24 protein-coding genes and 2 pseudogenes are annotated in these 25,379 nt (G+C 71.1%); 9 read left to right on the top strand and 17 right to left on the bottom strand.

The window, feature by feature from the left end; genetic code table 11:
- Positions 1 to 88: 88 nt before the first annotated feature.
- The 5 genes from JOD60_RS02965 to JOD60_RS02945 form a co-directional block, all read right to left on the bottom strand.
- On the bottom strand, positions 89 to 433 hold the full coding sequence (locus tag JOD60_RS02965) for an amino acid transporter (protein ID WP_076688419.1): 345 nt from the start codon (positions 431 to 433) through the stop codon (positions 89 to 91).
- The gene (locus tag JOD60_RS02960) at positions 430 to 1,050 is read right to left on the bottom strand and encodes an acyl-CoA synthetase (protein WP_076688417.1); all 621 of its coding nucleotides are present in this window, start codon (positions 1,048 to 1,050) and stop codon (positions 430 to 432) included. Before JOD60_RS02960 ends, JOD60_RS02965 begins: the two co-directional genes overlap by 4 nt.
- A 75-nt stretch (positions 1,051 to 1,125) precedes the next feature.
- Positions 1,126 to 1,563 (bottom strand): hypothetical protein, encoded by a 438-nt coding sequence (locus JOD60_RS02955; RefSeq protein WP_076688415.1) that lies wholly within the window; start codon positions 1,561 to 1,563, stop codon positions 1,126 to 1,128.
- Between the two features lie 69 nt (positions 1,564 to 1,632).
- Positions 1,633 to 2,622, bottom strand: coding sequence for a Gfo/Idh/MocA family protein (locus tag JOD60_RS02950; RefSeq protein WP_076688413.1), 990 nt, complete (start codon positions 2,620 to 2,622; stop codon positions 1,633 to 1,635).
- Between the two features lie 109 nt (positions 2,623 to 2,731).
- Complete coding sequence (locus JOD60_RS02945) at positions 2,732 to 3,100, bottom strand: sterol carrier family protein (RefSeq protein ID WP_076692019.1); 369 nt, start codon at positions 3,098 to 3,100, stop codon at positions 2,732 to 2,734.
- 42 nt (positions 3,101 to 3,142) lie between these two features.
- Between JOD60_RS02945 and purD the strand changes: the two genes are divergently transcribed.
- Positions 3,143 to 4,414: a phosphoribosylamine--glycine ligase gene (gene purD / locus JOD60_RS02940; RefSeq protein ID WP_076688411.1), complete on the top strand. Its 1,272-nt coding sequence runs from the start codon at positions 3,143 to 3,145 to the stop codon at positions 4,412 to 4,414.
- 159 nt (positions 4,415 to 4,573) lie between these two features.
- Here the strand turns inward: purD and JOD60_RS02935 are convergent, their stop codons facing one another.
- From JOD60_RS02935 to JOD60_RS02925, 3 genes are all read right to left on the bottom strand, one after another.
- Positions 4,574 to 6,178 (bottom strand): DHA2 family efflux MFS transporter permease subunit, encoded by a 1,605-nt coding sequence (locus JOD60_RS02935; protein ID WP_084201861.1) that lies wholly within the window; start codon positions 6,176 to 6,178, stop codon positions 4,574 to 4,576.
- Positions 6,175 to 6,801, bottom strand: coding sequence for a helix-turn-helix transcriptional regulator (locus JOD60_RS02930; RefSeq protein ID WP_307823839.1), 627 nt, complete (start codon positions 6,799 to 6,801; stop codon positions 6,175 to 6,177). The genes JOD60_RS02935 and JOD60_RS02930 overlap by 4 nt, the downstream gene beginning before the upstream one ends.
- A 257-nt stretch (positions 6,802 to 7,058) precedes the next feature.
- Complete coding sequence (locus JOD60_RS02925) at positions 7,059 to 8,474, bottom strand: HNH endonuclease signature motif containing protein (protein WP_076688409.1); 1,416 nt, start codon at positions 8,472 to 8,474, stop codon at positions 7,059 to 7,061.
- A gap of 130 nt (positions 8,475 to 8,604) precedes the next feature.
- On the opposite strand from JOD60_RS02925, the gene JOD60_RS02920 reads away from it, so the two are divergent.
- Positions 8,605 to 8,946, top strand: a complete 342-nt coding sequence (locus tag JOD60_RS02920; protein ID WP_076688407.1) for a hypothetical protein — start codon at positions 8,605 to 8,607, stop codon at positions 8,944 to 8,946.
- A 38-nt stretch (positions 8,947 to 8,984) separates the two neighbouring features.
- Here JOD60_RS02920 and JOD60_RS02915 read toward each other — a convergent pair.
- Positions 8,985 to 9,952: pseudogene (locus tag JOD60_RS02915) on the bottom strand (intradiol ring-cleavage dioxygenase).
- Positions 9,953 to 10,046: 94 nt separating this feature from the next.
- Here JOD60_RS02915 and JOD60_RS02910 point away from each other — a divergent pair.
- From JOD60_RS02910 to JOD60_RS02895, 4 genes are all read left to right on the top strand, one after another.
- On the top strand, positions 10,047 to 10,991 hold the full coding sequence (locus JOD60_RS02910) for a phosphoribosylaminoimidazolesuccinocarboxamide synthase (RefSeq protein WP_076688405.1): 945 nt from the start codon (positions 10,047 to 10,049) through the stop codon (positions 10,989 to 10,991).
- Positions 10,992 to 11,174: 183 nt separating this feature from the next.
- Positions 11,175 to 12,104, top strand: a complete 930-nt coding sequence (locus tag JOD60_RS02905) for an NADP-dependent oxidoreductase (protein WP_076688403.1) — start codon at positions 11,175 to 11,177, stop codon at positions 12,102 to 12,104.
- A 219-nt stretch (positions 12,105 to 12,323) separates the two neighbouring features.
- Entirely contained in the window at positions 12,324 to 13,664 is a 1,341-nt protein-coding gene (locus tag JOD60_RS02900; protein WP_076688401.1) for a uracil-xanthine permease family protein, read from the top strand.
- Between the two features lie 47 nt (positions 13,665 to 13,711).
- Positions 13,712 to 14,590: a VOC family protein gene (locus tag JOD60_RS02895; protein WP_076688399.1), complete on the top strand. Its 879-nt coding sequence runs from the start codon at positions 13,712 to 13,714 to the stop codon at positions 14,588 to 14,590.
- Positions 14,591 to 14,665: 75 nt separating this feature from the next.
- Here JOD60_RS02895 and JOD60_RS02890 read toward each other — a convergent pair whose 3' ends face one another.
- The 5 genes and pseudogenes from JOD60_RS02890 to JOD60_RS02870 all read right to left on the bottom strand — a co-directional run bounded on the left by JOD60_RS02890 (position 14,666) and on the right by JOD60_RS02870 (position 20,531).
- Positions 14,666 to 15,679, bottom strand: a complete 1,014-nt coding sequence (locus JOD60_RS02890; protein WP_076688397.1) for a LacI family DNA-binding transcriptional regulator — start codon at positions 15,677 to 15,679, stop codon at positions 14,666 to 14,668.
- A 7-nt stretch (positions 15,680 to 15,686) separates the two neighbouring features.
- A complete protein-coding gene (locus tag JOD60_RS02885; RefSeq protein WP_076688395.1) occupies positions 15,687 to 17,156 on the bottom strand; it encodes a GH1 family beta-glucosidase in 1,470 nt (489 codons plus the stop codon).
- 29 nt (positions 17,157 to 17,185) lie between these two features.
- Complete coding sequence (locus JOD60_RS02880) at positions 17,186 to 18,094, bottom strand: carbohydrate ABC transporter permease (protein WP_076688393.1); 909 nt, start codon at positions 18,092 to 18,094, stop codon at positions 17,186 to 17,188.
- Positions 18,091 to 19,137, bottom strand: a complete 1,047-nt coding sequence (locus tag JOD60_RS02875) for a carbohydrate ABC transporter permease (protein ID WP_076688391.1) — start codon at positions 19,135 to 19,137, stop codon at positions 18,091 to 18,093. Before JOD60_RS02875 ends, JOD60_RS02880 begins: the two co-directional genes overlap by 4 nt.
- Before the next feature lie 119 nt (positions 19,138 to 19,256).
- Positions 19,257 to 20,531: pseudogene (locus JOD60_RS02870) on the bottom strand (ABC transporter substrate-binding protein).
- Positions 20,532 to 20,788: 257 nt separating this feature from the next.
- On the opposite strand from JOD60_RS02870, the gene purS reads away from it, so the two are divergent.
- Both purS and purQ read left to right on the top strand, forming a co-directional pair.
- Positions 20,789 to 21,034: a phosphoribosylformylglycinamidine synthase subunit PurS gene (gene purS, locus JOD60_RS02865; protein ID WP_076688389.1), complete on the top strand. Its 246-nt coding sequence runs from the start codon at positions 20,789 to 20,791 to the stop codon at positions 21,032 to 21,034.
- Positions 21,031 to 21,738 carry a phosphoribosylformylglycinamidine synthase subunit PurQ gene (gene purQ, locus JOD60_RS02860; RefSeq protein ID WP_076688387.1) on the top strand — a complete coding sequence of 236 codons (708 nt, stop codon included), beginning with the start codon at positions 21,031 to 21,033 and terminating at the stop codon, positions 21,736 to 21,738. The genes purS and purQ overlap by 4 nt, the downstream gene beginning before the upstream one ends.
- 51 nt (positions 21,739 to 21,789) lie before the next feature.
- Here the strand turns inward: purQ and JOD60_RS02855 are convergent, their stop codons facing one another.
- Positions 21,790 to 22,221 carry a DUF1761 domain-containing protein gene (locus tag JOD60_RS02855; RefSeq protein ID WP_076688385.1) on the bottom strand — a complete coding sequence of 144 codons (432 nt, stop codon included), beginning with the start codon at positions 22,219 to 22,221 and terminating at the stop codon, positions 21,790 to 21,792.
- 62 nt (positions 22,222 to 22,283) lie between these two features.
- Here JOD60_RS02855 and JOD60_RS02850 point away from each other — a divergent pair, with 62 nt between their 5' ends.
- Positions 22,284 to 23,201, top strand: a complete 918-nt coding sequence (locus JOD60_RS02850) for a 2-hydroxyacid dehydrogenase (protein ID WP_076688383.1) — start codon at positions 22,284 to 22,286, stop codon at positions 23,199 to 23,201.
- Between the two features lie 446 nt (positions 23,202 to 23,647).
- Here JOD60_RS02850 and JOD60_RS02845 read toward each other — a convergent pair whose 3' ends face one another.
- Together JOD60_RS02845 and JOD60_RS02840 are read right to left on the bottom strand one after the other, a co-directional pair.
- Positions 23,648 to 24,241: a nucleotidyltransferase family protein gene (locus JOD60_RS02845; RefSeq protein WP_076688381.1), complete on the bottom strand. Its 594-nt coding sequence runs from the start codon at positions 24,239 to 24,241 to the stop codon at positions 23,648 to 23,650.
- Positions 24,238 to 25,341, bottom strand: coding sequence for an XdhC family protein (locus JOD60_RS02840; RefSeq protein ID WP_076688379.1), 1,104 nt, complete (start codon positions 25,339 to 25,341; stop codon positions 24,238 to 24,240). The genes JOD60_RS02845 and JOD60_RS02840 overlap by 4 nt, the downstream gene beginning before the upstream one ends.
- Positions 25,342 to 25,379: the final 38 nt, after the last annotated feature.

Genomic DNA, 25,379 nt, shown 5'->3' with positions numbered 1-25,379 from the left:
TTTCGGAACGCGAACGGCCCGCGCCGTTCGGTCGGCGGGCCGCCGGGCGACGGGCGCGCCGGCCGCGCGCGCGGTCAGGCGCCCGCCGTCAGTGCGCGGTCGGGGCGCCCGGCGTCGCGTCGTCGTCGCCGGTGGCGGATGCCGCGGCATCCGGCTCGTCCATCAGCACGCCGCGGTCGACTTCCTGCGTGATCTGCGCCGGGTCGACGGCGAGCATCAGCAGCGCGATGATCACCAGCGTCGCGATGAAGGAGATGCCCGCCACCACGAGCGAGACGACCACGACGTGCTCGCGCTCGGGGCCGGTGAGGTCCTGGAAGAAGCCCATCGACACGAGGGCGATGATGCCGCCGAAGGCCGCGGCTGCGAATGCGAAGCCCAGCAGCTGCACGGGCTTGAGCAGGTCGCGGCGGGTGGGGCGCTGGTCTGTCATGCGGACTCCTCCACCGTGGCCGGGCGGCGAGGCGAGAGCCCCGCGATGCCCAGGAACACGGCGATGATCGCGGCGTAGCCGCCGAACAGGCCGACGCCGATCGTGATGCCCGTGAGGGTGAACGTCTGATTCGCGTCGGAGATGAAGTAATCCAGGCTGTAGGCCGGGTTCACCAGCAGCAGTCCGACGCCGAGCGCGAGGGTGAACGCCCCGATGAGGATGCGGTCGCGCGCCTCGTCGCGGGCGGGTCCCTCGGCGCGGCGGGAGCGGATGCCGACGGCGAGCTCGGCGGCGCCCGTCGCGAGCGCCCAGACGATCACGACGACGAAGAACAGCGTCACCGAGCGGATGCCGGGAAGACCCGTGATCATGCCCGCGACGAGCGTCAGCGCGCCGAGGAGGATCGGGGCGCCGCGACGGCCCTGCGGGTAGACCAGCCAGGCCGCGATCAGGAGGATCAGCGCGGTCGCGATCGCCCAGCCGCTGAAGATCGCCAGTCCCACGCCGGCCGAATGGTCCGGGGAGAAGGTGACCATGACGGCGGCGACGGCAGCCAGCAGGGCACGGCCCAGCTGCACGTGGCGCACCTCGAAGGCGCGCTCTGCTGCATCGGTCACGTGGGGCTCATCCAGACGGGAAGGGATCAAACCCCTCCAGTCTAGGTCGTCCCGTCCGCCGTGCCCCCGCCGGGTTCAGGCCACCGCCGCGGCGACGAGGTCGCGGATGCGCTTCTCGACGGCATCCGTCACCTCGACCACCGCGAACGAGACCGGCCACATCGGTCCGTCGTCGAGGTGCGCGGGCTCGTCGAAGTTCAGCGTCGGATACCGGGTGTCGAACTTCGACGCGGGCTGAACGAACAGCACGACCTTGCCGTCGGCGGCATAGGCCGGGAAGCCGTAGAACGTCTTCGGGTTGAGGTGCGGCGCGACGTCGCCGACGATGCGGTGCACGGCGCGGGCGAGATCGCCGTCGACGCCGGTGAGGGCCTCGATCGCCTCGACGCAGGCCTCGAGCTCCTTGGCGAGCTTCGCGGCGCCCTTCAGGCCCTTGGTCGCGCGCAGCTCCTCGGCGCGCTGCTTCATCGCGGCGCGCTCGTCGGCGCTGAACCCGCTCTTCGTGTCTGCCATGTCAGTCCTCCGTGTTCACGATCTGCTGGATGCGGATGAGGTCGATCCCGGATGCCACGGTCCGCGCCGTCAGACGAGAATCCCGTCGGCGCGGATGCGCTCGATCACCCGGAGCACGCCCGCCGTGCGCGCCTGATCGGCGGCCGGGTCGGCGCCCGCGACGAGCGCGGCGAAGCGCTCGACCTCGTACCGCATGTTGTTCGCCGCGGCGTCGATCGGGATCTCGCGCCGCGCGCCGTCGATCGTCGTGAGCACGAGATGCCGCGGCTGGGCGATGTGGTCGATCTCGAGCGTGCCGAGCTCACCCTGGATCTCGCTCGGGACGTCCGACCGGGTGATCTTGGAGTAGGTGACCTCGCCGATCATGCCGTCGCCGGCCGCGCCGGGGTAGGCGAGGAGGGCCGTGCCCGCGCCCTCGACACCCGTGGCGATGCGCGGGGAGACCGCGGCCACGGCATCCGGCTCGCCGAACAACGCGACCATGGCGCTGATCGGGTAGACGCCCAGGTCCCAGAGGGCACCGCCGCCGAGCGCCGGATCGAAGATCGCGGGAGTCTCGCCGGCGAGGACGCGGTCGTAGCGGGCGGAGCGCTGGCAGTATGAGAACGAGGCGCGACGGAGCGTCCCGAGCTCCGGCAGCACGTCGCGGAGGGCGGCGAAGCCGGGGTCGTAGACGTTTCGCATCCCCTCGAACACGACGACGCCGGCGGCGTGGGCCGCCGCGACCAGCTCGTCCCACTCGGCCGACGCCGTCGTCGCGGGCTTCTCGACGAACACGTGCACGCCGGCGGCGATGGCGGTGCGCGCCTGCGCGGCGTGGGCGCCGTTCGGCGAGGCGATGTACACCGCGTCGACGGCGCCGCTGCGCAGGAGCGCGTCGAGGTCGTCGGTCGCGGTGGCCGTCGTGAGCCCGATGCGGTCGGCGAAGGCGCGGGCCTTGGCGGCATCGCGGGAGGTCACGGCGGTGATCGCGATGCCCTCGCCGACCTCAGCCGCCGCGACCGCGTCGGCGAAAGTCTCGGTGATGACACTGGTCCCGATGGTCGCGATTCTGATCACCCGACCACGATAGGGCGGGTCAGGGGCGCAGCGGCGGGGGCCCGGGCGGGAGGGTCGGGTCTGGGCGGCGCCCGGGGCGGCAGGGGCCGGGCGGGAGGGGCCGGGCGGGTCAGGGGCGCAGCGGCAGCAGGGCGGCGAGATCGGCGCGGGTGCCCGAGGCGAGGATGCGACCGGATGCCGCGGCCTCCGCCCACGCCTCGGTGCCCGTGGCGAGGGCGATCCACGTCGCGGCATCCGTTTCCACGACGTTCGGCGGGGTGCCGCGGGTGTGCCGCGGGCCCTCGATCACCTGGACGGCGCCGAACGGGGGCACCCGCACCTCGACGGTGTTGCCCGGCGCCTTCTCCGCGAGCAGCTGCAGGAGGTAGCGGACCGCGGTCCCAAGATCGGTGCGGGCGGGTGTGGCGCCGGCATCCGCCGCCCCGGCAACGGCGGACAGCGCGGCGCGACCGTCCTCGGTGGAGATCTTGCGGGCCATCCCTCCACGGTAGTGCGCGGCCCGCGTCGGTAGGCTGGCCGGGTGCGCATTCTCGTCCTCGGTTCCGGTGCCCGCGAGCACGCCATCCTCCTCGCGCTGAAGGGGGAGGATGCCGGCCACGAGCTGTTCGCGGCGCCCGGCAACGCCGGGATCGCCGCCGACGCGGCCATCGCCGAGGGCCTCGATGCGAACAGCCCGGGCGCCGTCACGGACTACGCCAATGACGAGCACATCGACCTCGTGATCATCGGCCCCGAGGCGCCGCTCGTCGCAGGGGTCGCCGATGCGCTGCGCGAGCGCGGCATCCCGGTGTTCGGGCCGGCACGCGCCGCCGCCGCCCTCGAGGGCTCCAAGGCGTTCGCGAAGCGGGTGATGGATGCCGCGGGCGTCCCGACCGGGCAGGCCACCCGCGCCGCGACCCGCGCGGACGTCGAAGCCGCACTCGACGCGTACGGCGCACCGTATGTCGTGAAGGCCGACGGCCTGGCGGCCGGCAAGGGCGTCATCGTCACGGAGGACCGCGCCGCCGCCCTCGCCCACGCCGACGCGTACCTTCCCTCCGGCCCCGTGCTCGTCGAGGAGTTCCTCTCCGGCCCGGAGGTGTCGCTGTTCTTCGTCAGCGACGGCGACACCGTGCGGGCACTCAGCCCCGCGCAGGACTTCAAGCGCGCGTACGACGGCGACGCCGGTCCCAACACCGGCGGCATGGGGGCATACTCCCCGCTGCCGTGGCTGGCCGATCGGTTCGGCAGCGAGCAGGCGTTCGTCGAGCAGGTCACGCGCGAGGTCGCCGAGCCGGTGATCCGGCAGCTCGATGCCGAGGGCACCCCCTTCATCGGTCTGCTCTACGCGGGCCTGATCCTCACCGAGCAGGGCGTGAAGGTCATCGAGTTCAACGCGCGGTTCGGCGACCCGGAGACCCAGGTCGTGCTCGCCCGCCTGACGAGTCCGCTGTCGCAGCTGCTGATGGCCGCGGCATCCGGCCATCTGGAGGACGAGCCCGCGCCGAGCTTCGCCGACACGGCGGCGATCACCGTCGTCCTCGCGAGCGAGGGATACCCGGAGAGCCCCGTCACGGGTCGCCTCATCGACGGGACGGAGGCCGCGGCATCCGTCCCCGGCGTCCACCTCGCGCACGCCGCCACCGCGCGCGATCGCGAGGGCGCGCTCGTCGCGACGGGCGGCCGGGTGCTGAACGTCGTGGCGACCGCCGCGGACTTCGCGCAGGCGCGGGAGCGCGCCTACGCCGCCCTGGCCGAGATCACCCTCGAGGGCGCGCACTTCCGCCGCGACATCGCCGCCGCCGTCGCCTGAGTCCGGGTTTCGGTTTCGGGTTCGGGGACGGGTTCGGGTCCCTGCCCGCGCGCGGCCCCGCCGAACCCTCGCTCCCCCACCGAACCCTCACGCCCAGGCGCGCACAGGGGTGAGGGCTCGACGTGGGGATGAGGGGCCGGCGGATGGGGAAGCGCGGGCTCAGCGCTTCGCGAGGTGCGCGGGGCGCTGCATGAACAGCACCGCGATGACGCCGATGAGCAGGACGGATGCCGGGAGCAGGATCGACTGCGCCATGGCATCGGAGAACCCGGGCACCACGAAGGCGGGGAGCTGACCCGAGGTGAAGTCGCCGCCGGCGTCGGACGCGCCGGGCAGGTTCGCCTCGAGGCGGTTCTGCATGAGCGCGGCGATCGTGGCCGAGCCGAGCACCGAGCCGATCGTGCGGGTCGTGTTGTAAATGCCCGAACCGGCGCCGGCCTGCCGGGGCTGCAGGTTGCGGGTCGCAGTGGTCGCCAGCGGTCCCCACATGCCGGACTGGCCGATGCCCATGAGCGCCGAGGGCAGCAGGAACATCCAGATCTCGGTGTCGGGGTTCATCAGCGCGGCGTACCAGAAGAGCGAGATCACCGTCAGCAGCAGGCCAGGCACGAGGAGCATCCGGGGGTCGACGCGGTCGAGCAGGCGTCCGGCGAACGGCGCGAGCACACCCGAGAGCACCGCCATCGGGATGAGCAGCAGCGCCGACTCGGTCGGGGTGAGGCCCCGGGCGAGCTGGTAGAAGAACATCATCGGCAGCGACATCGCCGTCACCGTGAACCCGACGGTCGCGATGCCGATGTTGGCGACGGAGAAGTTGCGGTCGCGGAAGAGGTCGAGTGGCACGAGGGGCTCGCTCTTGGTCTTCGCCTGCTGCCAGATGAACACCGCCATGACGACGACGCCGGCGGCGAGCATGGTCCACACCCACGGCGCCCAGTCGTAGTGCTCGCCCTCCTGCAGGCCGAACACGATGAGGAAGAGCGCCGCGGCGCTGAGAACGACGCCGACGACGTCGAACCGGTGCTCGTGCGTCGTCAGGTTCGGCACCAGCATCCATGCCAGGACGAATCCGATGACGCCGACGGGGAGGTTCACGAAGAAGATCCACTCCCAGCCGAGGCCGTCGACGAGAAGGCCGCCGGCGAGGGGACCGACGAGCATGGCGACGCCGGAGGTCGCCCCCCACAGGCCCATCGCCGCACCGCGGCGGTGGGCGGGGAAGGTGCGCGTGATGACCGCCATCGTCTGCGGCGTCATGACCGAGGCGCCGAGGCCCTGGACGGCACGGAACGCGATGAGCATCTCGAGCGAGCCGGACAGTCCGCAGCCGAGCGAGGCGAGGGTGAAGATCGCGAGGCCGATCAGGTACACGCGCTTGGGTCCGAACCGGTCGCCGAGGCGTCCGGTGATCAGGAGCGGCACGGCGTAGGCGAGGAGGTACGCCGAGGTCACCCACACGACGTTGTCGAGGTTGTTCGTCGTCGGGTCGAGCGCGGCCTTGATCGCGGGGTTCGCGACCGAGACGATCGTCGTGTCGACGAGGATCATGAAGAACCCGATGACGAGCGCCCAGAGGGCGGGCCACGGGTTGGCGTTGCCCTCGGGTGCGGGGGCGGCGGGCGCGGCAGGCCCGGATGCGGCAGGCGCGGCGGTTGCGGCGGCGGCGGACGCGGCAGGCGCGGCGGGGGCGGATGCGGGGGCGGATGCGGCGGCGGCGCCCGCGGGCTCCGGAGCCGCTCCGGAGGTGGTCGAGGGATCGGTCATCGGCGTGCAGCCTCTCTCTGAGCGAGGTAACGGTCGGTGGGCATGCCGGCGGCATCGCCCCACGGATAGTCGGTGTCGGCCACGCGCGCGATGAGCTCGCGCAGCCAGGTCAGTTCGGCCTCGAGCAGGATGCCTTCCCGCTCGACTTCGATGAGGTACTGGTCGGGAACGCCCTTGGCGAGCGCTTTCGCCCGTCCGCCCTGGTGCAGCTCGAGCGAGGCGGCCAGGGCGGTCTCGCGCTCGCGCAGCAGGCTGACGGCTTCGTCGCGCTCGAGGTTGTGGACCTCGGCGAGCGCGACGCGGAACTCGACCGGTCGGTCGATCCGCGGGATCTCGCGGCGCACCCAGTCGAGCACGACCTGCCGGCCGGCATCGGTGAGGGTGTAGGTCGTCCGCTCCGGGCGGTTTCCCTCCCGGTCGGTGCCGACCTCGGCGAGCAGCCCTCCCCGCTCGAGACGGCCCACCGTGTGGTACATCGTGCCGTTGGTGAGCGAGACGATGCGGTCGTCGTGCCGCTGGCGCATCAGCCGGATCATCTCGTAGGGGTGCATATCGTCTTCGCGCAGCAGCGCGAGCACCATGACCCCCAACGGGGTGAGGCGTGCGACGGCATCCTTCATCATTGCTCCGTATCGACTAGTCCACATGGACTATACCCCCATGTCGGGCTTGAGAACGTCGCGTCGGAGTCTGGTGGAGGAGGCGGTGACGCGTCGCGCTCCTTCCGGTGGATGCGTGCCCGCGCTACCCCCGGTGATCGAGTGCGCGCGAGGGACGAGCGGGCGTATCGAGATCATGCCGTTTCGTCCGGCTGGCTCTGGCGCGCCTCCTCGCCCCCCGGTGATCGAGTGCCCGCGTGGGATGAGCGGGCGTATCGAGATCAGGTCTTCAGGATGGTGCGGTGGAGTCGGGTGGGTGAGGTGGTGGCGGGTCGCCATTGGTGGTCGGTTCCCCACCAGCCGGGGGCTTTGACTTCGGGGATGCCGTGGTTCATGCGGATCTGCCAGCCGATGCGGTCGAGGTAGCGGTGGTGGTACCAGCACAGGAGGACGCCGTTGTCGGTGTGGGTGGGGCCGCCGCCTGCGTGTTCGGTGACGTGGTGGATCTCGCACCAGGATGCCGGGACCCCGCATCCGGGGATGACGCACCCGCCGTCGCGGAGCGCGATCGCGCGCCGCTGGTACCGGTTGAACACCCGGTCGCGGACATCGATCCGGATGATCCTCCCGTCATCACGGCTGGTGACGCGTTGGATCGTCCCCGCACACGCCACATGCCGGGCAAGGGACACCGTCACCGGCTGCTCACACCCCTGCGCGTGCGCGTACCCCCGGCCGGACTCGAGATCTTCCGCGGTGACCGACACCACGAGAGTGGGAGCGTGACCCCCGATGGTGGGCAGCAGCCCACTGGACGCGGCAACACTGAGCGCGGCGGCGAGGACGTCATGCTGTTTCTGCGCCCTCGTGCGGGTGTCTTCCGCAGTGAGAAGCGGCGACCCGTCGTCATACGCGGCTTCCGCTTCAGGGTTATCGAAGGTGACCTTCGGGGCGAGGTGCGCGTCGAAGATGGTCTGCAGCTGCGCGGCGACCTCCGGCAGCAGGGTCCCGCGGATGGGGACGCCGGTGGGGGTCGCTGTCCCGAGGGTGAGCCCGCGGGCGCGCAGCGCGGCACGTTCGCGGGGTTCGGCACCGTCCGCGTCCAGGGCGAGCGCCCACGCCTGTGCGTGGACCCGGAGGATCCCCGCTGATGCCGGGGGCGCCCCGTGCGGGCCCTTCCCGCGGGCTTCCGCGACGACGATCTCCTCGGCGTGCCGCCGGGCCGACGGGGCGATCCGCGGGCTGGACGCCTGCAGCGGCTCGCAGATCGCGAGGATCCCGTCCACCCCGACCACCCCGTCGAGCATCGCCGAGCGGACCTGCGGGAACGCCGCGTCCAGGACCTCCCCGGTCGTGCCGGAGACCTCCGGCCGGACGGCGCGGGCGGCGCGCTGCAATCGGGTCGCGGTGCGCGGGTCGACGCGGGTGAGGTTCTCGACCAGTTCGGTCACGTTCCGACATCCCAAATGTGAGGTCATGAAATCGTCCCGGCAGCCGTGCTCGGACCGGCGGGTGATCTCCCCCACCGCGTCGACCAGCAGCGCCTCCGTCAGACGAGCCAGGTCACCGATCGCGGACACCTGGAGGGCGAGTTCATGCTCCGTCGCCCGCTCCAACACCCGTCCCGCGGCGGCATCCCGCACCAGCTGGGATGCCTGCGCGAGCAGGTCATGCAACGAGGCGGTGAGGAGGTCCATACCCTCCATTGTGGTGAGGGCCACCGACATTCACCGGCCAGAAAACCCCCGATCGAACCCGAGAAACCAGACTCGTGCATGAGAGTTCTCTCATGTGCAAAGCGTCGCGCGCCAGCGGTACGTTTGGTGCGTGGACGCAGAGTCTCAGCAGCAGGCGCACGAGATCTTCGACCCCCTTGCGCAACGGCTTCTGCTGCGCGATGGCGTCGACCTCGGGCCGATGTTCGGCGTCGAGGGGGTGCGCGTGCGGGGTAAGGTGTTCGCCTGCGTCGGCTACGACTCCGACCTCATGCTGAAACTCCCCCGCGATCGGATCGACGAGCTCGAGGCTGAGGGCACCGCGCGGCGCGTCGTGATGCGCGGTCGCCCCATGAAGGAGTGGGCGTTCGTGGATGCCGCGCACGCGCCCGCCTGGTCCGACCTCGTCGACGAGGCGTACGCATTCGTCGACTCGATCACGCCGCGTAGCTGACCCGCCGCGTGCGGCCGACCGCGCCCCCGCGCTCCCGCTCAGCGCCCGCCCGGTCCGCCGCCGCCGGGCGCGCTCCCGGCCGTCGGCGTCGTCGTCGCGTCGACGCGGCACACCAGGGTCGCCGCGAACCCGGCGGTCACGTCTCCCGTGACCGTCGCGACCTGCAGCACGCCGCCGTCGTCGCCAAAGACGTTGTCGGACGCCAGGGTGACCTGCGACAGGTTGCGCGCCGACCCGTCGTAGGCCGCCAGTGCATATACCGCGCCGAGCATGCTTTCGGGGAGGGCGAGCTGCGAGGTCGCGATGGCATTTGCGGAGTCGGTGATCGCGGATGCCGAGGGATGGACCTCGAAGTGGATATGCGGCCAGCGACCCGAGTAGCACCCGGGCACGATCGAAGTGAAGGTGACCTGACCGTCGGCATCCGTCACCTGCACGCCGCGCAGATAGGTCTCGTCCTCGATGCCGGCCGAGTACATCGAATACTCGCCCTGCGCCGTGCAGTGCCAGGCGTACACGGCGACGCCGGCGAACGGGGCGTCGCCGTTCGCCATGTCGGTGATCCGCAGGGTGAACTGCAACGGGACTCCGTCGGCCACCCCGCCCCGGAGATCGAGCTGCGGATGTCCGAGCGGACGATGCCGGACCGCTCCCGCACGTCGGGGCCGTTCGATCCGTCGCCCGGGTAGGGTCCGGCGGTCTCGTCGGGGATCTCCGCGGTCGGGAGGGCGTCGCTCGCGGTCGGCGCAGACGTCGCGCTCGGGGTGGCCGAGGGGGTCGGCGTGCGCGTCGCCGCCGGGGAGGCCACCGCGTCGGTCACCGCCGAGCAGGCCGCGAGCGCGACCGCGCCGACACCCAGTCCCGCGATGCCGAGGATGCCGCGGCGCGAGACGAGCGTGCGCAGGTCGAAGCCGGCGCCCTGGTCGACGACCTCGTCGTCCGGGCGGTCGAGGAGGCGGCCCTGATAGCGGGGGCCGTCCGGGGTCTGCTCGGGTTCGGGGATCATGCACCCAGCCTGACCCGCCAGCACAGGCGTGCGCTGTGGCCCGGCTATGAGTCCGTGCTGACACGGCTCGCGAGCTCCCCGCGATAATGGACGGGTGACGGATGCTGCTCTCGACCTGCCCGGCTGGACCCACGTGTACTCCGGCAAGGTGCGGGACCTGTACCGCCCGGCCGGCGACATCCCCAAGGACAGGATGCTCGTCGTCGCCAGCGACCGGGTGAGCGCGTTCGACCATGTGCTCTCCCCCGGCATCCCGGGAAAGGGCGAACTGCTGACGACGCTCAGCCTGTGGTGGTTCGACCAGCTCGCCGGCGCCGACGGCGGACCGCGGATCCCGAACCACCTCGCCCCGTCGCACGAGCTGACCCTCGGGGCCGACGGCGAGGCGAACACCGCCGACGATGTCGTGGACCTCATCCCGGCGGCCGTCGCGGGCCGCGCGATGGTGGTGCGCGAGCTCGAGATGCTCCCGATCGAGTGCGTCGTCCGCGGCTACCTCACGGGATCGGGGTGGAAGGAGTACCGCGTGTCGGGGACGGTGTGCGGCATCCCGCTGCCGGCGGGTCTCGCGGACGGCGACCGCCTGCCCGAGCCGATCTTCACGCCTGCGTACAAGGCGCCGATGGGGGAGCACGACGAGAACATCTCGTTCGCACGCGCCGAGGAGCTCGTCGGACCGGATCGCGCGGCCGAGCTGCGCGACGCCTCGCTCGCGATCTACCGTCGGGCCGCCGCGACCGCCGAGGCGAAGGGGCTCATCCTCGCCGACACGAAATTCGAGTTTGGGGTGGATGCCGCAGGCACGCTGACCCTCGCCGACGAGGTGCTCACGAGCGACTCGTCCCGGTACTGGGATGCCGCGGCGTGGGCCACGGGCGCAACTCCGGCGGAGCGGATGGCGAGCTTCGACAAGCAGATCGTCCGCGACTGGCTCGCCGCGGCGTGGGACCAGACCGGCACCCCGCCCGAGCTCCCCGCCGAGATCGTCGAGCGCACCGCCGCGAAATACCGCGAACTCCTCGAGAAGCTCACCGCGTAGCGCCAGCGTCCTGCGTCGCGCACGCCTCTGACGCCGAGTGCGCCCGTTGTCGCCCACCGGGCCGGTTATCCGCGCACCACAGCGGGCGCTCTCGACGCGAACGGGCCCGGTCGGCGGTGGAGACGACGGGGCGAGGGCGAGGGGCAGTGGAATGGATGCCGGGCGGGCAACGTTCGCACTCACATGAAGGCACTCGTGTACTCCGACTTCGGCGGCAACGACCGCTTCCAGATCGTCGACCGGGAGATGCCCCACAACGGCCCCGACACGCTTGTCGTGCGGGTCGTGGCCGCGGGCCTCAACCCCGTCGACTACAAGGTGCGCGAGGGATACCTGCGCGGCGCGATCGACACCCTGCTGCCGGCGGTGCCGGGCTGGGACGTCGCCGGCATCGTGGAGAAGACAGGGCTCGACACCCCGAAGTTCGCCGTCGGCGACGCCGTGCTGGCCTATGCCCGCGCCGACGTGGTGCAGCATGGCTCGCTCGCCGAGTACATGCCCGTGCCGGTGCGCACCGCCGCGCACAAGCCCGAGGGCGTCTCGTTCGAACAGGCCGCCGCGCTGCCGCTGACGGGGCTCACGGCCCTGCAGTCGCTCGAGCGCGCCGGTGTGCGGTCGGGCCAGACCGTGCTCATCCACGGCGCCGCGGGCGGAGTGGGATCGTTCGGCGTGCAGCTCGCGGTGCTGCGCGGCGCACGCGTCGTGGGAACCGCATCGCCGGCGAATCACGAGTACCTGCGCTCACTCGGCGCCGAACCGATCGCCTACGGCGACGGTGTGGTCGATGCGGCGCGCGCCCTCGCGCCGGAGGGTTTCGACGTGATCGTCGACTACGCCGGCGGCGCATCGCTCGACTCGGTGCCTCACCTCCTGGCATCCGCGGGCACCGTCGTCTCTATCGCCGATCCGCGCGCCCGCAGCGAGTTCGGCGGCCACTACGTGTGGGTGCGACCGGATGCCGCGCAGCTCGCCGAGCTCGCGCACCTCGTCGCCGACGGTGCGCTGCGCGTTGAGATCGCCGCGACCTACCCCCTCGACGAGGCGGCTGCCGCGTATGCGGCGCTCGAGCAGGGCCACACCCGCGGCAAGCTCGTCGTCACCACCGCGGTCTGAGCACCGCTCCCGGCACACCGACTGCGCCCGTTGTCACCCACCGGGCCCGTTATCTGCGCACAACAGCGGGCGCTCTCGACGCAAACGGGCGCACTCGACGCCGGATGCACTCGACGCCAGAGGCGCGGGATGCCGGCCTCACAGCCATCTCCCAGATACGCTGACCCCAGGCATCCGCCACCCCAGGCATCCACCACCCGAACGTCGAGGAGCACCCGCATGCCCATCTGGACCCTGCACGGCGACGGCCGCACCGTCGAGCCCGGCGCCGTCGTCACGCCCACCGAGCGCCTCGGCTGGCCGGCAACGATCGCGATCGGCGCGCAGCACGTCGTGGCGATGTTCGGCGCGACGTTCCTCGTGCCGATCCTCACCGGCTTCCCCGTGACGACGACCCTCTTCTTCTCGGGCGTCGGCACGATCCTGTTCCTGCTGCTCACGCGCAACAAGCTGCCCAGCTACCTCGGCTCCTCGTTCGCGTTCATCGCCCCGATCCAGGCGTACAACGGCGGTAAGACCCTCGAGACGACGCAGCAGATCACGCAGGCGATGGTCAGCGTCGCGGTCACGGGTGTGATCCTCGCGCTCGTGGGCCTGCTCGTGCAGAAGATCGGCACGCGCTGGATCGAGAAGCTCATGCCGCCGGTCGTCTCGGGCGCCATCGTCGCCCTGATCGGCCTCAACCTCGCCCCCGCGGCCTGGAACAACTTCACCGTGCAGCCGGGCGTCGCGACCATCACCCTCGCCGCGATCATCCTGTTCAGCGTGCTGTTCCGCGGGTTCCTCGGACGCATCTCGATCTTCCTCGGCGTCGTCGTCGGCTACGTCTTCGCGGCGATCACCGGTCAGGTGTCGTTCGACGCGGTGTCGCAGGCGGCCTGGGTGGGCCTGCCCGAGTTCCACCTCCCCGCGTTCGGCGACCCGGTCTCGTGGAGCCTGCTGCCGATCTTCCTGCCGGTCGTCCTCGTCCTCATCGCCGAGAACGTCGGCCACGTGCGGGGCGTCGCGACCATGACCGGTGACCCCACGATCAACCGGCACACCGGCCGCGCGCTCACCGCCGACGGCGTCGCGAGCACGCTCGCGGGCCTGTTCGGCGGCTCGGCGACGACGACCTACGGCGAGAACATCGGCGTCATGGCGGCGACCCGCGTCTATTCGACGGCGGCGTACTGGGTCGCGGGCGCCTTCGCGATCCTGCTGTCGTTCTCGCCCGCGTTCGGCGCGGTCATCAACACGATCCCCGCGGGCGTCATCGGCGGCGCGACGACCGCGCTGTACGGCCTCATCGGCGTCATCGGCATCAAGATCTGGGTCGACAACCAGGTCGACTTCTCGCGCCCCGTCAACCAGTACACCGCCGCGGTGGCCTTCGTCATCGCGATCGCGGGCTTCACGATGAACCTCGGCACGCTGACGTTCTCGGCGATCGTGCTCGGCACCGTCGCGGCCCTCGTGATCTACCACGGCGGCAACGCGATCGCCCGCTGGCGCAACACCGGCACCGACGACGGCGGCCCCATCGTCCCGATCGGCCAGCTCGGCGGCGACCCGCAGTAACGCAGCCCGCGGGAATGCGCCGGGGCGCGGATTAGTTGTAGCTACACATGACTGATCTCGCCCCGGCATCCGCCCGCCTTCACGCGGCCACGCGGATGGATGCCGTCACCCTCCTCGTCGGCGACCTCGACGCGCAGACCGCGTTCTACCGCGACGTCGTGACGCTCGAGGTGCAGGATGCCGCCGGCGACACCGTCACCCTCGGCCGTGCCGGGCGCCCGCTGGTGATCCTCCGGCACGAGCCGGCGCTGCGGCACGCGCCCGCCGGTTCCGCGGGCCTGTTCCACACCGCGATCCTCTTCGAGACGCAGCCCGCCCTCGCGGCGGCGCTGTACTCCGTCGCCCAGCGCGCGCCGCGCACCTTCACCGGAAGCGCCGACCACCTCGTCAGCCAGGCGTTCTACCTCACCGACCCCGAGGGCAACGGCATCGAGCTGTACTGGGACCGCGACCGCACCGAGTGGTCGTGGACCCACGGCCAGGTCGAGATGGACACGCTGTACCTCGACCCGAACGCGTTCCTCACCGAGCACCTCACCGAGGCCGCCGCGAACGGTGCGACGGCGACGGATGCCGCGGCCATCGGCCATGTGCACCTCTCGGTCGGCGACATCGCGACGGCGCGCGCGTTCTACGTCGACGCGCTCGGGTTCGACACGACCGCGGCGCTCGGCTCTCAGGCCCTGTTCGTCAGCGCCGGCGGCTACCACCACCACATGGCCATGAACGTGTGGAACTCCCGCGGCGCGGGTCCGCGGATGCCGGCGCTCGGCCTCGGTCGCGTCGATCTCGCCCTGCCGGATGCCGACGGTCTCGGCGCCCTGACCGAGCGCCTGCGTCACAACGGCATCGCAGTGCGCGACGACGGCCGCACAGTCGCGTTCACCGACCCGTGGAACAACCTGCTGCACGCGTCCGTCGTCTGACGGCCACCGCTCGGTCGCGCGGCACCGCGTCCACCGAGTCCACCGTGGCGGTCATGCCTGCCGCATGCCGCGGCCTCATGCCGAGGCGCGGAGGACCAGCTCGGTCTGCAGGATTGTCACGTGCGGCGGCTGTCCGCCGGCCAGCAGCGACAGCAGGATGTCGGCCATCGCCTCGCCCTGCTCGTGGGACGGCTGACGCATCGTGGTCAGCTGCGGGTTGACGCTCGTCGCCACCGGCGAATCGTCGAAGCCGACGATCGCGACGTCTTCGGGCACGCGGATGCCGGCGCGTCCGAGCGTCGCGAAGGCACCGCGCGCCATGAGGTCGCTCGCGACGAACAGGGCGTCGGGCTCGGCGCCGGCGTCGATCATCCGGCGCATCGCGGCGGCTCCGCCATCCGCCGTGAAGTTGCCGTCCTCGACGGCGACCGGCTCGAGCCCCGCGGCGGCGAGCGCCTCGCGGAACCCGCTCAGGCGGTCGACGCCGGCCGGCATCGTCAGCGGCCCCGTGATGGTGCCGATGCGGCGGAAGCCCTTGCCCACCAGGTACGCCGTCGCGTCGCGGGCGCCAGCGGCGTTGTCGACATCGACGTAGTACGCGCTCTTCCGATCGCGCACCGGGCGGCCGCCGTAGACGACCGGGACCGCGGCGGCGATGCGGTCGATGAACGTGTCGCTGGTGTGGTGGGAGACCACGATGGCCCCGTCGACGGCGCCGCTGCGCACGTACGCCGTCGTCTTGTCGCGGGGATCGTCGCTGGCGATGATGAGGTTCAGCACGTAGTCCGAGCGGCTGAGGCGCGCGTTGATCCCCGACACGATCGACGCGAAGAACGGGTCGCCGAAGAACCGCGTCGTGTCCTCGGGCACGACGAGCGCGATCGCCATCGTGGCGCGGCTGGCGAGCGAGCGGGCGGCGCGGTTGGGCACGTAGTTGAGCTCGGAGATCGCGCGCTGCACGGCCTCGAGGGCGGCCGGGCTGACCGCCGTCGATCCGTTCACGACCCGAGACACCGTCGAACGCGAGACCCCGGCGGCCGCGGCGACCTCTTCGATCGTGGCGACCGCGCGCGGCGTGTCGATGCTCACGTGAGGCCTACCTCGGTGCAAGAAGTGCGGATGGGACGTCGATCGCGCGGGCGGCGATGACCCGACGATACTCCAGCGCGCTGTCCTTCGCCGTGCGCTCCTGGGTGTCGTAGTCCACGCGGACGATGCCGAACCGCTTGGCGTACCCCCACGCCCACTCGAAATTGTCCAGCAGCGACCAGTAGAAGTAGCCGCGCACGTCGACGCCCGACTCCGCGGCATCCGCGATCGCACCGAGGTGCCCCCGCAGGAACGCGACCCGCTCCGTGTCGTGCACCCGCCCGACGCCATCCTCGACGACGAGCTCGTCATCGTAGGCGGCGCCGTTCTCGGTGACGTACAGGACCGTGCCCGCCGGCTGGGCGTACTCCGTCCACACCCGCTGCAGCAGCCGAGTGAGTCCCTCCGGCTGCACCTCCCAGCCCATGTTGGTGCGCGGCAGGCCCCGCTCGTGCCAGTGGATGTCCACCCCCGCAGGCCACGGCGACCCCGTCGCCCGGTCGGTGGGAGCGTCGCCCGGGACCGGCGGATGCGGGTCGGGCGCGGCACCGACGAACTCGCCGTGGTAGTAGTTGACGCCCAGCGCCTGCAGCGGCTGGGCGATCGTCTCGAGGTCGCCCGGCAGGGTCGCGGCGTCGAGGGCGTCGATGGCCCCGGCATCCACGGCGCGGATGTCGGCGACGATGTCGGCGGGGTACTGCCCGCGGAAGATCGGGTCGAGGAACCAGCGGTTGAACTGGCCGTCGATGCGCCGCGCCGCGTCGAGATCGCCGGCGTCGGACGGGTCGACCGGGTCGGCGACGGTGAGGTTCAGCGTGATCCCGAGATCCAGCGACGCATCGCGTGCCCGCAGCTCGCGCACGACCTGACCGTGGCCGAGCAGCAGGTGGTGCGCCGCGAGGACGCCCTCGGTGATCGAGAAGTGCCCGGGGGCGTGGATGCCGCCGGTGTAGCTCAAGAACGACGAGCACCACGGCTCATTGAGCGTCGTCCAGTTCTGCACGCGGTCGCCGAGGGCGTCGTGCACGCTCAGCGCGTACTCGGTGAACAGGTCACTCGTCTCGCGCACCGTCCAGCCGCCGCGGTCCTGCAGCGCCTGCGGCAGGTCCCAGTGGTAGAGCGTCAGCCAGGGCAGGATGCCGGCACCGTGCAGCTCGTCGACGAGCCGCTTGTAGAAGTCCAGGCCCTTCTGGTTGACCGCTCCGCCGTCGGGGCGGACGCGCGCCCACGACACCGAGAAACGGTAGGTGTCGAGCCCCAGGTCCTTCATGAGCGCGACGTCGTCGCGGAACCGGTGGTAGTGGTCGCACGCGACGTCGCCGTTGTCGGCGTTGATCACGGCGCCGGGTTCCCGGCTGAACGTGTCCCAGATGGATGCCGTCCGGCCGTCCTCGAAGGCCGCGCCCTCGATCTGGTAGGCCGCGGTCGCCGCGCCGAACAGGAATCCGGACGGGAAGGGGCGCGCGGTGTCAGACATAGTGGTCCCTTTCTCCAGGCGCGGCGGCCTCAGCCCTTGACCGCACCCTGCATGATGCCGCTGACCAATTGCTTGCCGGCGAAGACGAACAGGATGATGAGCGGGATGGTCGACAGCAGCACGCCGGCCAGCACGATCGAGTAGTCGATGAAGTAGTTCGACTGCAGCAGCGACAGCGCGACGGGCAGGGTGGGGCTTTGCCGGTCCAGCACGATGAACGGCCAGAAGAAGTTGTTCCACGCCGACACGAAGGTGAACAGGCCCAGCATCGCTGCGGCAGGACGCGCGGCGGGCACGCCGACCGTCAGGAACGTCCGGAAGGCGGTCGCCCCGTCGACCCGCGCGGCCTCGATGAGCTCATCGGGGACGGCCTGGCGGATGTACTGCGTCATCCAGAACACGCCGAACGCGCTGACGAGGGCGGGGATGATGATGGCGCCGAGGTTGCCGGTCCAGCCGATCTCACTGAACAGGATGTACAGCGGCACGACACCCAGCTGCATCGGGACCGCCATCGTCGCGATGACGAAGACCAGCAGGACACTCGAGCCCTTGAACCGCAGCTTCGCGAAGGCCCAACCCGCAAGTGTGGAGAAGAACACGACCGACAGGGCGATGAGTCCCGAGCTGACGATCGAGTTCCACAGCGCAACCCAGAAGTTCACCGCGGGATCGTTGATCACCTTCGCGGCGTTGCTGAAGAAGTTTCCGCCCGGGAGCCACGACATGTTGGGGTCGCGGATCGTGTACGAGGTGCCCGACCCGATCAGCAGCGACCAGTAGAAGGGGAAGATGCTCGCCAGGAGCACGACCCCGAGGCATCCGTACACGAACCAGCCAGGGCGTGACCCCTTGACGCGCCGGGGCCGGCGTGCCGGGCGGGGCGGCTCCGGCTCTTCCTCGGACAGGACGATGGGGTGGGCGTCGAGGGCGCTCATCGGATCACCTCACGGGTCTCGGTGGCGGCGTTGTGGGCGGTGCGGCGCCGTGCGACATCGGCCTTCGCGCTGCGCTGTGCGGCGCGCAGTTGTGCGCGCGTCATGGTCGATCTGCTGCCTTCGTCGCGGACGAGACTCTTCGTGACAAGGAGGTTGATCAGGCCGATCACCAAGATGATGAGGAACAGGATCCACGCCAGTGCCGCAGCTCGGCCGAAGTTCCACTCGCCCCAGCCGATGTTGTAGAGCCAGAGCGTGATCGTCAGCCACTGCGAGTTCGCCCCGCCGGTGCCGTACTGGTCGTACATGCGGGGCTCATCGAAGATCTGCAGTCCGCCGATCGTTGAGGTGATGATGACGAAAATGAGGGTGGGGCGCAGGCTCGGCAGGGTGATCGAGAAGAACTGACGTGCCTTGCCGGCACCGTCCACCGTCGCGGCCTCGTAGTAGTCGCGCGGGATCGCCTGCATCGCGGCGAGAAGGATGAGGCTGTTGTATCCGGTCCAGCGGAAGTTGACCATCGTGGCGATGGCGATGTGGCTGGCGAAGGCATTCGAGTGCCACTTCACGGGCTCGATCCCGATGTTGCCGAGCCAGGTGTTCACGATCCCGTACTGGTCGCCGAACATGTTGGAGAAGATCAGAGCCACGGCCACCGGCGCCATGACGTAGGGCAGCAGCACGCCCATGCGCCAGAAGGTCTTGGCGCGGATGTTCTGGTCGAGCAGTGCGGCGATGAAGATCGCGACGATCAGCTGCGGAACGCTCGAGAGCAGGAAGATGCTGAAGGTGTTGCGCAGCGCAATCCAGAACTTCGGGTTGGACAGGATCCACCCGTACTGGTCGAAGCCGATGAACTCACCCGACCCTCGGACGAGGTCCCAGTTCATGAAAGAGATGACGGCGGTGTAGCCGATCGGGAAGAGTCCCACGATCACGAAGAGGATGAAGAACGGGGAGATGTACAGATAGGGCGAGACCTTGAGGTCCCACGAGCTCAGCTTGGTGCCGAACCCGATGCGCTTGGTCGCCGTCGCGCTCACGTCGTGCCTCGATCCAGGTGTGCGATGGGGGGATGCCGGGTGCCGGCGCGTTCGCCGGGAGAAGAGCCGTGGGCCCGGAGGCGGTGCCGGAGCACAGCGCCCGGACCCACGGCATCCGATCAGCCGATCGCGTCGACTTCAGACTTCCACTGATCCCAGGAGGCGGCCTTGTCCTGCGTGCCGTCCTCGACGCGGGTCAGAGCCTTCTGCATCGCGTCGTTGATCTGGAAGTAGTACTGGCCCTTGAACGGAGACACCGTCACCGCCTTGGCGCGCTCGGAGAAGATCTCGCCGACCTTCGCGTCGCCGAAGAACGCGTTCGTGCTTCCCAGCAGCGTGTCATCGGTCAGCGCGTCGTTCTGGCTGGGGAAGATGCCCGCGTTCTCGAACGCCTTGATCTGGGTCTCGGGGCTGGTCAGCCAGTCCGCGAGCTCCTGAGCGGCCGCGACGTGCTCGCCGTTGGCGGGAACGGTCAGGTACGAGCCGCCCCAGTTGCCGCCGCCGCCGGGGAACGTGTTGGCGATGCGCCAGCCATCGACACCCTCCGCGTTTCCGGAGATCACGCCGAGCATCCAGCCCGGGCACAGCATCGTGGCGAAGGCGCCGTTGGACAGACCGGCGAACCAGTCATCCGACCACTGGCCGAGGTGGGCCGACTGCGTCGCGCTGGCGTCCAGAACCTGGTTGTAGAGGTCCTCGACCGCGGGGTCGATGTCGATCTCGCCGGAGTCCGGGTTCTCGTAGGCGGCCTCGACCTGGTTGATCATGCCCTGGTAGGTGCCGCCGGCGGAGTCGAAGAACGCCTTGCCGGTCGCGGAGGAGTACTGCGCGCCGACGTCGAAGTACTTCGCCCAGTCGCCGTCGAGGAGCGTCGCGACCTCGGTCGGGTCGGTGGGAAGGCCTGCCGCCTCGAAGAGGTCAGCACGGTAGCAGATGGCCTCCGGGCCGATGTCGGTGCCGTAGCCGATGAGGTTGTCGTCGGCATCCGTCGCCGCCTTCTCCTTCCAGTCCAGCCAGCGACCCTTCAGCTCGGCAGGGACGGGAGCGAGCATGTCGGAGTACTTCATGACCTCGGGCAGCCAGTCCACCTCGATCGCCTCGATGTCGGCGAGACCGGTCTTGCCGAGCTTCTGGAAGTAGTTGGCGCGCGCGTCGTTGCTGGTCGCGGCCTTATTGTGGACGATCGTCACGTTCGGGTGGGCGTCGGTGTACTCCTTCAGCAGCTCGTCGCTTTAGCCGAAGTCGTTGAACGTCGCGATGGTCAACGTGACCTTCTCGTTCGGGTCTGCCGTGGCGCCGCCGCCGCTGCCACCGGCGCAGCCGGCGAGGACGATGGCGGAGGTGGTCGCGACGCCGGCAACGAGACCGATGCGTCGCAGTGCGCGTGTGTTCACGTGTCACTCCTTTGTGGGTGTGTTACTGGTGCGTGGGCCGCTTTCCCGTTACCCAGCGCGTGATTCGGGATGGGAGCGCTCTCACCGGACAGCCCCGACGTTACGGGAGCGCTCCCAAGGATGTCAAGGGAGCGCTCCATACGGCGGTCACGGTTCGGTAACGGCGAGGACCGGCATCCTGCTCCGCAGTGGCGGCGCGGCAGCGCGGCGCCCGTAGACTGGAGGCGACCCGTTCCCGTCAGATCCCGGAGCCTCGAATGCCCACCATCGTCGTCGACGTCATGCCCAAGGCCGAGCTGCTGGATCCGCAGGGGAAGGCCGTCGCCGGCGCCCTGGACCGCATGGGCGTCGAGGGCTTCTCGGCCGTCCGCATCGGCAAGCGCTTCGAGCTGACCGTCGCCGACGCCTCCGAGGAGACGCTCGCGGTGGCCCGCAAGCTCGCCGACGAGGTGCTCTCGAACTCCGTGATCGAGGATGTCGTGGGCATCGAGGTCGTCGAATGACCACGCGCATCGGGGTCATCACCTTCCCCGGATCGCTCGACGACGGCGACGCGCAGCGCGCCATCCGCCTCGCCGGCGCCGAACCCGTCGCCCTGTGGCACGGCTCGCACGACCTCGAGGGCGTCGACGCCCTCGTCCTCCCCGGCGGCTTCAGCTACGGCGACTACCTGCGCGCCGGCGCGATCGCCGCGCTCGCGCCGATCATGGCCGAGGTGAAGGATGCCGCCGCCGCCGGCATGCCGATCCTCGGCATCTGCAACGGCTTCCAGATGCTCGTCGAGGCTCACCTGCTGCCGGGCGGGCTCATCCGCAACGCCCACCAGCAGTTCATCCGCCGCGACCAGCGGCTGCGCGTCGAGAACGCGACTACGGCGTGGACCTCGCACTTCGAGGCGGGCCAGGAGATCACGATCCCGCTGAAAAATGCCGACGGCGGGTACATCTGCTCCACCGAGACGCTCGCGCGGATCGAGGGCGAGGGACTCATCGCATTCCGCTACGTCGGCGTGAACCCGAACGGATCGCTCGACGACATCGCGGGACTCACGAACGAGCGCGGCAACGTCGTCGGGCTCATGCCGCACCCCGAGCACGCCGTGGAGCCGGGCTTCGGCCCGAACACGCCCGAGGCGATGCGCTCCGGCGTCGACGGTCTCGCGTTCTTCACCTCGGCGGTTGCGGCCGTCGTGGGCGCCGCGGCCTGACCCGCGCCGCGCGATACACGCACGGATGCCGCGCGCCGCGGCATCCGCCGGTCAGACGGTGCCCGCGGGTGGCCACACACCGATGATCACCGACATCACCAGCACGAGCACCAGCTCGTAGGAGATGTTGAGGATCGTCAGCTGCGACGGGCGCCCGGCGAAGACGTCGTGCGTGATGAAGCGACCGGCCGTGAAGCCGGCCCACAGCGTCAGCCCGGTCACGATCGCGGAGCCGAGGTATCCGCCGGCGTAGAAGTGCCATGCGATCGCGACGGAGCCGGCGAGCACCCAGGCCAGCAGGAACGCCAGCGCGACCGACACCAGGATCGGCAGCCACGCCTGCGCCGAGGTCTCGGGATCGGTGACCTGCCCCCACTTCTTCCACCGGTCGCCGAACACGCGAGGCGTGTACCAGACCGACCCGATGACGATGGCGGCCACCGTCGCCAGCAGCACCGCCCAGTAGTTGATCTCCGGAATCATGCGCACCTCCTGGGGCGAGGATACTGGGCGCGCCCGTCGCACGGGCGGGTAGCGTCGAGGTCATGAGCCTCGTCGTCTCCGTCCCCCGCCCCGAACTCGCCCGCGACCTCGAGCCGCTCCCGGACGGCGTCGAGGTGATCGTATGGGCGATGGATGCCGCAGCCCCGCGCGACCGCATCGACCTGGTCGTACCGCCCTACATGTCCGGCGGCAACGGGCTGTCGCTGCTGGCGGGGGTGACGACCCGACTCGTGCAGGGCCAGTCCATCGGCTACGAGGGCACCGCGGAGAAGCTCCCGCCCGGGATCGTCTTCGCCAACGCCGCGACTGTGCACGAGACCTCCACCGCCGAGCTCGCGGTGGGGCTGACCCTCGCCGCGCAGCGGCACCTCGACGCGTTCGCCGTCGACACCCGCGCGGGGGTGTGGCATCCGCGCTACGCCCAGAGCCTCGCGGACCGGCGGGTGCTGCTGCTCGGCTACGGCGGCGTCGGCAAGGCGGTCGCCGCACGGCTGGCGCCCTTCGAGGTGGACCTAGTGCCGGTGGCGTCGCGGGCGCGCGACGAGGACGGCATCCGCGTGCACGGCATCGACGAGCTGCCGGAACTGCTGCCGACGGCGGAGATCGTCGTGCTGACCCTTCCCGGCGGAGATGCGACGCGGCACATCATCGGAGACGCCGAGCTCGCCGCCCTTCCCGACGGCGCGCTGATCGTCAACGTCGGGCGCGGACCGCTCGTGGACACCGACGCGCTCGTGCGGCACGTGCGGGCGGGGCGCATCCGCGCGGCGCTCGATGTCACCGACCCCGAACCGCTGCCCGAGGGGCACCCGCTCTGGGGGCTTCCGGGCGTGCTCATCGCGCCGCACGTCGGCGGAGCCTCCAGCGCCATGCACCCGCGCATCGCGGCGCTTGTGAAGCGCCAGATCGCGCACCTGCTCGCCGACGAGGAGCCGGAGAACATCGTCATCCGCACCTGAGGCCCGCGCGGGCGCGGTGCTCGGGCGCGGGCGCGGTGCGGCGCGGGCGCGGTGCGCGGGAGCGAGCGGGCACAATTCAGTCTGCTCTGGTGCTCGTGGCGCCCCAGCGGGCTCAGACAGCCGGATCCGGCGCGAGGAGACTGGGTGAGGGACCGGCCCACCCGCGCACCCGGCCGCGCGACCCGCCTGTGGTCCCGGCCGGAGCGGGGCTACAGGCGCTCGGCGATGGCGGCGGCGTCGATGGTGGAGGATGCCGCGGCATCCTCAATAGTTGATCTCGGGAATCATCGTCGCCTCCTGGATGCGTCGGGTCCTGGTGGTGACGCTACACGGCGGCGGGCTCATCCGGCCGTTGGTGCCGCTATCGGCGCGCGGATGCGGCGGGAAGGGACGGATGCCGCGGGGGCGGCGCGCCGCGCGCGGGGCTCATCCGGCCGCCCGTGCCGCTACGGGCGTGCGAATGCGGCGCGAAGGGACGGATGCCGCGGGGGCGGGGTGTCGACGTCGCGGCCGCGCCACAGGTCACCGCACTCGACGAGGGCGGCACCGTGCGCACGCAGGTATCCGCCCGCGCCGCGGTCGCCCTCAAGCTCGGCGGCGAGCGCGCCCCAGTGCGCCCGCCCGATGAGCGCGGGGTGGCCCACCTCGCCGCCGTAGGCCGCCTGCCGCAGCGTCTCGGCGGATGCATCCGCCGAGACGCGGATGCACGCGGATGCCGGCAGCTCGGGCACATCCACGGGGACCACGAGTGCGGCCGTCGCGGCGGTCTCCGCCGCGACGGCGAGTCCCGCCCGCACCGAGGCCGACAACCCGTCGGACCAGTCCGCCGCGACGACGATCGTCGCGGCGGCGGGGACGAGCGCGGTCGCCTCGTCGTGTCGGGCGCCGAGCACGACGAGCACGGGCGCGCATCCGGCATCCGTCAGCGTCTCGACGGCAGAAGCGATCCACCCTCGCCCGTCGGCATCCGTCGCGAGCGCCTTCGGGTGGCCGTACCGCGTGCCCGCGCCGGCGGCGAGCACGATGCCGACGACGCTCATGAGCGGGCGGGGACGTCGGGCATCCAGGCGCACTCGATCGAGGGCACCGACGAAGGCACCGCGGCAGGCACCTGGGTAGCCGCATCAGAACCCGAACCCGCCCCCGGCCCGACCGCAGCGTGCACAGGCCCGGACAGCCCCGACAACCGGGCCCCCGTGCCACCGTGCCGGTCGGCGACGATCTCCGCGAGGATCGACAGGGCCGTCTCCTCGGGGCTGCGTCCGCCCAGATCCAGTCCGATCGGCGAGCGCACGCGCATCCGCGCCGCCGGCGGCACCTCGGCGTCACCGAGGCGCCGCATGCGGTCGTCGTGGGTCCGGCGACTGCCCATCGCCCCGATGTATCCGGCCGGCGACGCGAGCGCCGCGCGCAGCGCGGGGACATCGATCTTGGGGTCGTGCGTCAAGACGCAGACGGCGGTTCCGGCATCCAGCCGCTCCCCCGCGAGGTACCGGTCGGGCCAGTCGACGACGACCTCGGCACCCGGGAATCGGGCCTCGGTCGCGAACACCTCGCGCGGATCGACGACGGTCACCCGCATCCCCATCGCGGCGCCCAGCCGCGCGAGCGCGACGGCGAACTCGACCGCGCCGACGACGATCAACCGCGCCGGAACCCCGACCCGCAGCGAGACGACACCCGGCACCGCCGCGGGCGCTGCGGCGTCCGACGACACGACTCGCCCGACGCCGAGTTCCGGCCCCGCGGTCACGAGCGCGAACCCCGTCGGGATCGCGGCGGCCTCGCGCGCCGCGAGCAGCTGCAGATCGGCCGCGGCGGCACTCCCCGGGGGCACGGCCCGCACGAGGACATCGATCGTCCCGCCGCATGTCAGCCCGACGGCGAACGCGTCGGCGTCGCTGTACGCGAACCGGTCGACGTGAGGTGCGGCACCGGCCAGTACCTCGAGGCAGCGCTCGTAGACGGCGCCCTCGACGCATCCGCCGGACACCGTGCCGAACACCTCGCCGCTCGCCGAGACGACCATGCTCGCGCCGATCTCGCGCGGCGCACTGCCGCCGACGCCGACAACCGTCGCGATCGCGAACGCCTGCTCCGCATCCGCCCAACGGGCGGCGACAGGCAGGATCTCACGCATGCCATTCACGGTATGCGCCCCGGATTGCGGCCGTGTTG

Source organism: Microbacterium aurum (assembly GCF_016907815.1).
In the GTDB taxonomy this organism is placed as follows: domain Bacteria; phylum Actinomycetota; class Actinomycetes; order Actinomycetales; family Microbacteriaceae; genus Microbacterium; species Microbacterium aurum.
This window is presented reverse-complemented; position numbering and strand designations above follow the sequence as displayed.